Source organism: Lamprobacter sp., assembly GCF_034860625.1.
Taxonomy (GTDB): Bacteria; Pseudomonadota; Gammaproteobacteria; order Chromatiales; family Chromatiaceae; genus Lamprobacter.
Genome location: NZ_JAYESN010000230.1, coordinates 1 through 4,892, shown reverse-complemented (window position 1 = coordinate 4,892; position 4,892 = coordinate 1). Strand labels below are relative to the sequence as shown.

Below are 4,892 nucleotides of genomic sequence, written 5' to 3'. Positions count from 1 at the left end.
TTGATCGAGCCGGCGCGACCAGTGGTGGCGTCGGTGCCGCTGGCGAAGAATTGCACGAAGGTCGGCGCGCACTCGCGGATGGCGGTGAGGATCGGCTGGTGGGAGCCGCCGACGGTGCACAGGAGGAGGGTGTCAGTCACAGGTTATTCGTCTCGCTTGGTTTGCATGAGTGCTTCGATCGCCCGTCCAAGAATGGCGGCATCAGCCTGATCCTTGGGCCGCAGTCCTTGCTTGGTCTTCCACAAACCATTGAGTCCTAGCACGGGAACCGGCACCCCATCGAGCAGCATGATCTGTGCATGCTCCTCCAACTCCGAAAAGGCAACGCCGGCCACCGACGGCATCACATCAATCGTGATCTCATCGTTGATGCGAATCGCGTGCAGGGTGTCGCCCTCGAAAGGATCGTGTTCATCAGCCAGGGCTTGAGCTGCCCCATCGGGCAGTTCTGACAGCGCCAGAACCCAGCGTCGGCTGTTATCCGGGTCCGGGGCAACAGCAATGTCGATATCCTCGGTCATCCGAACATAGCCATGCGCGGCAAGCGCATAGCCACCGACCAAGAGGTAACGTACCTGATAGTGGTTTAACAAACGTGCCGTGGCGATGACGTCTTCCCAAGTGGCCGGCCGCGAGAACAGCATCTCGCCGGAATCCCTACCGGCTTCAGTCTCAGGGGTTGCGCTTTGACGCCGCAGCAGGCTCAGCAACCAGTTCCACATGCCAGCGCTCCCAATCAGCATTTGCCTCCTCCATGGTCCGATAGCGGAAGACCCCTTTGGGTACCCTTGATCGGTGTGACACCATCGCTCGGACCCAAGCACGTTCCTCCGCTGTCGGAGGGCGTAGCTCCCCAATGGGGCGTTGGCGTCGCCGCCCGATGATGCGTTGAAATTCGGGCATCTCTTGATCTGCGGTGTGATTAAGCATGGCCGTTGATGACACCGTCAATTTGCTGACGTCGCTTGGTCTCCTGTTTCTTTCGCTTGTCTGCCTTGACGCCCGGTGCGGACCAACCGAAGCGATCAAGTGCCGACGTCAGGAGGTCTACCGCACGTTGACGCTCTGTGCTATCCGCCCAGCCGAAGGCTTGCTCCGTGAGTGCATTCACCAACCGTGAAAACTCCGGATACTGATCCTTGTTGAGTGGACCCTCGCCAGTGAACTGCGCCGTGCCCTCCTTGAAGCGGCGCAACGCCTGCTCGCTCCGCGGCAAGGCTTCGAACGCAGCTTGTTGTTGCGCGACCCTGGCCTGCTCCTCCTCCCGCTGCAGCCGTTCCTCCTCCTCGTGCTGACGTTGCTCCTCGACGGCGCGCTGCGCGTTCAAGCGTGCCTGCTCGGCCGTCTGGTCGCGGCGCATGGCTCCATAGCCGACCGCCGTCTTGGCGCCAAAGCCCAGCCAATCGAAGGCATGCTCGAGGGCCGCGTTGAGCAGTGATTGCCAAACGCCGGGCTCGGCAAGCTCGGGTGCTAGGCGCGCAAGGAAGGGTTGATCGCACTGGATATGAAAGTGGAATCCAGCCCCCGGCGGTACGCTGAGGAAGTTGATCGGGTTGGGCTGACCAGACTCATGCGGGGTATCCGTGCCCTGCAGATAGTGAGACTGGTGCGCGGTCATCACCTCGACAGCAAGCTGCATGCCCGGAATCTGCGGGTAGACATCCCAGAAGCGCAAGGCCCCGCGGACATGCTCGGTCTCCCCATCGCCACTCTCCTTGCCGAACAGGACGTCGAGCTTTGTCATTGGAATCCGGGTGTTCTCCAGAACCAGCATGAAGCGCTCGGCTTGATTCCAGCCGTGCGGATCACCCCACTCGCCACTGGCCAACTCGCGCGCGGCCTGGCGCAGCACGCCCTTGACGCCGCTGCCCGGCAGATAGGGGAGTCCGTAAGGATTGAGGAATGCGAAGCCGTTTTCGAGCGGGTGTTCGTTGCCGAGACCAGTGGTGAAGGGTGCGATCGCATCGGCATCGACACGCAGTAGCTGACCCGAGGGCTGCAGCCGCTCGGCAAGCATCGTCTGGCGCTCAAGGAGCGCGGCCATGAGCTGACGATCCTGCTGGTTCAACTGAGTGGCACCTCGCAGCGCGGCGGTTTTGTTCTCGTCCTTGAACTCGCGCTCAATCCGATCTCTACCCGCAATGCGGTAGTTCAGGTCATGCATGGTCCACAACCGCTCTTGGGTTCGGTTGTTTGTGCCCCACAACTGCAAGTACATCCCAAACCGCATGCCTGGCGATGCGCTGGAGAAATCAGTGCCAAGGTAGGCCGGTACTGCTGCCATCGCCATGATCAGCGACCTCCCGCACGTGCGGCCGGCGCCATCTGCCGCATCCAGCGCAGCCAGGCAAAGGCCTCCGCGGTGATAGCTTGATAGGTTTGTGGCTCCGCTTGCATCAGCGCCTCCATGAATGGAGAGAAGTCAGCGTTTGGAATCAAAGGATCGAAGCGCATTGTTAGCCAGCCGCGCAGATGTTGCGCCAAATCCCGGCAGTGGCGCTGCGATTCCTTGCTGCCCTTCTCCTCGAGAAACGCCAACACCTGAATCAACCCGCTATTCATGATCAGAGCGGGTAACCCTTTGGCGAGCTTGACATACTCCTCGCTGCAGCGCTGCGCCTTGTCCCAGGTATCCGAGGCCCGAAGCTGTTCCATCGTCTGCATGCCTTAACCCTCCAAGATGCGCACGGCAACGATGCCGCGCCCGGTGGTGGCATCACCGCCGATCTGCAGCGGCCGGTTATCCAAGACCGCCTTGAGCCTGAACATGACCTCGGTGGCGTCCAGTGCCTCGTCGGCCTTGCCGGTCCGGGTCCGACTGGCCATCAAGGGGGCGATGAGCAGCGATTCGGGTGGTAGATTCTCGGTGTAGAACAGACCGCCATCATCGGCGGTTCCGGTTTTCGGATTGATTCGCACGTGGGGCTCGACCACGGTGGCATGCTCGGCAAAGTAGGCGAAATCGGTATCGGAGAGCAGTACCAAATCCTGGCTCAGTTTGGTGCGGAAGAAGTCATGGGCGGCATCGGTAGGAAGCGCCTTGTCAGCGAGGTCGGCGGCAATCGCCGGTACCTCGTTTGGTGAAATCCTCGCCTCATACTCGAACGCCTCCAGATGCAGCTTATCCTGTGACAAGAGTTGCGGGTTGGCGAGGAGGCAGTGACCTTCTGCCACCGTCGGGATCCTCCAGGTAGTGGCCACGCCAAGCAAGGCGAGCAGGCGCTGGGCGCGCCCAAGGGCCTGCGGACAGGTGGCATAGGCATAGCCGTTCTTGAGACTGCGCACCGGAAAAGCGACCAGCTGCGCGTCGCCGAAGCTCACCGCGCCGGCATGCAATGTACTGTTACCCGAGGGCGGACCGAATAGGCGGTCGATGTCACCCGGATCACCGCCGGCGGAGGCATAGCTGTGGCGAACCGCACCCTTGATACCGGAGCCGGCAAAACAGGGATGACCGGTGTGCGTCTCGCGCTGTATCGGGTTGTCGATGACGCCAACCGTGTTACCGGCGCCGAGATGCACCGGGCTGACGGCGTAAAAGAAGACAGCAGCTTGTTTCTCAAACATGGGCAAGTCCTTTGGCGGGCAGAGTCAGAGTGATGATGGGTGTGCTGGGCTACGTCCAGACGGCGAAGCTGAAACGATTGAAACCCTCAGCGCGCCGCTGTAGATCATCGCAGGGCTCGCGCCAAAGGCCAGCGGCGACAAGCTTACCGAGCGCTTCGGGGGTGGCTTCGAGCTGGTCGAGCCAATACACGCTGCCACTGGGTGCCGCGCGTTGCGCGGGTTTCGGCTGCCAGGCAGCCAGATCCCAGCCAGAAACGGTCTGCGCGCGTGGGACGGCAGCACTGACCAAACGCGCGCGCACGCCGCCGAGCGCGAAGCGCCCCTGCGCATCGACACCGGGTAGACGCCAACCGTCAGGAAAGAGTCCGGGGCTGGTCAGCACCAGGCGGCAGCGTCCAGCGGAGGCGAGCGCCGAGAGATCGGGTATGGGCGGCTCCACTCTGACGGTGCTGACCGCCGCGGCACGACCATCACCGCCGAAACGCAAGCTGCCGTTTGCTGGCAGCTCAGCACCCTCAACGCCTACCAGGAAGCCGGTTCCAGGGCAGAAGCCAACGGCCTGTGTTGCGAAGAGCTTGCCGTCGTCGGCTCGACGTTGGATTGGATCGAGGCCGATCCCAATGCGGGCATCCACCTTCCACAGCTGATTGGTTGGGATAAGATCAGCCGCCTCTGGGAGCTTGCCTTGCAGATAGTCGGTAACAGCCCGTTGATTCAGCCAATAACCCGCGACGGACTTACGCCGATCGGCGACGCCAAGCACCGGCAGCTGCTGCACCGGCGCCGAGGCGAGCAGCCCCGCAGGCAGTGTCTGTGGCGCGAGCATCGCAGGCCGGAGCTTCTCGTCATCGCTGCGGCTCAAGATCAAGTCTGACGGTGGCTCGATCAGCAACTCGACGGTCCCGGCTGCGGTGAGGCGTGCGACATGAAAGGCGGTCAACCGAAACGAGCCAGGAGCGGTCGGCGTGCCCAGTGTTGGATGGGCGACCTCGCCTCTGGCAAAGGCGGCCGCATCAGCACTGTCGCTCGCCAAGAGCCATGAGCGCAACGCACCGGCCGCGGCCGAGGGCCAGGGCGGCACCAAGCTCTCGCCGAAGCTACCGGGATCACCAAACAGCTTGTTGCCGCGCAGAACCAGCAGGTCGAGCGGCTGCAGGAAACGGTAGACGGTCATCAGTGGACTCCCTTGTCGTTCGCAGCCGAAACGGTTGCTGAGGGAAGGTTGGCGGAGACGCGGCAGTCCCGAACCAAGAATTCAGCGACCGCAAGACAGTTTTCCAGCCAGCGCAGCGGCGTTTGGCCGGACGCCGCTGGCTGGTCAACCG

At 62.4% G+C, this 4,892-nt stretch carries 5 protein-coding genes; all 5 read right to left on the bottom strand.

The features are described from left to right. Positions 1-143: 143 nt before the first annotated feature. Positions 144-743: a hypothetical protein gene (locus VBE63_RS24770; RefSeq protein ID WP_323685681.1), complete on the bottom strand. Its 600-nt coding sequence runs from the start codon at positions 741-743 to the stop codon at positions 144-146. Positions 744-922: 179 nt separating this feature from the next. Next, entirely contained in the window at positions 923-2,290 is a 1,368-nt protein-coding gene (gene cmr6 / locus VBE63_RS24765) for a type III-B CRISPR module RAMP protein Cmr6 (RefSeq protein ID WP_323685680.1), read from the bottom strand. Positions 2,291-2,292: 2 nt separating this feature from the next. Further along, positions 2,293-2,664, bottom strand: coding sequence for a type III-B CRISPR module-associated protein Cmr5 (cmr5, locus tag VBE63_RS24760; protein WP_323685679.1), 372 nt, complete (start codon positions 2,662-2,664; stop codon positions 2,293-2,295). A gap of 3 nt (positions 2,665-2,667) precedes the next feature. After that, positions 2,668-3,567 (bottom strand): type III-B CRISPR module RAMP protein Cmr4, encoded by a 900-nt coding sequence (gene cmr4 / locus VBE63_RS24755; protein WP_323685678.1) that lies wholly within the window; start codon positions 3,565-3,567, stop codon positions 2,668-2,670. A gap of 49 nt (positions 3,568-3,616) precedes the next feature. Beyond that, positions 3,617-4,741 carry a type III-B CRISPR module-associated Cmr3 family protein gene (locus VBE63_RS24750; protein ID WP_323685677.1) on the bottom strand — a complete coding sequence of 375 codons (1,125 nt, stop codon included), beginning with the start codon at positions 4,739-4,741 and terminating at the stop codon, positions 3,617-3,619. Positions 4,742-4,892 lie beyond the last annotated feature (151 nt).

Excerpts from the sequence above, each read along its gene's own strand:
- VBE63_RS24770 (WP_323685681.1), bottom strand. The coding sequence starts at position 743 with ATGCTGATTGGGAGCGCTGGCATGTGGAACTGGTTGCTGAGCCTGCTG.
- cmr6 (WP_323685680.1), bottom strand. The coding sequence starts at position 2,290 with ATGGCGATGGCAGCAGTACCGGCCTACCTTGGCACTGATTTCTCCAGC.
- cmr5 (WP_323685679.1), bottom strand. The coding sequence starts at position 2,664 with ATGCAGACGATGGAACAGCTTCGGGCCTCGGATACCTGGGACAAGGCG.
- cmr4 (WP_323685678.1), bottom strand. The coding sequence starts at position 3,567 with ATGTTTGAGAAACAAGCTGCTGTCTTCTTTTACGCCGTCAGCCCGGTG.
- VBE63_RS24750 (WP_323685677.1), bottom strand. The coding sequence starts at position 4,741 with ATGACCGTCTACCGTTTCCTGCAGCCGCTCGACCTGCTGGTTCTGCGC.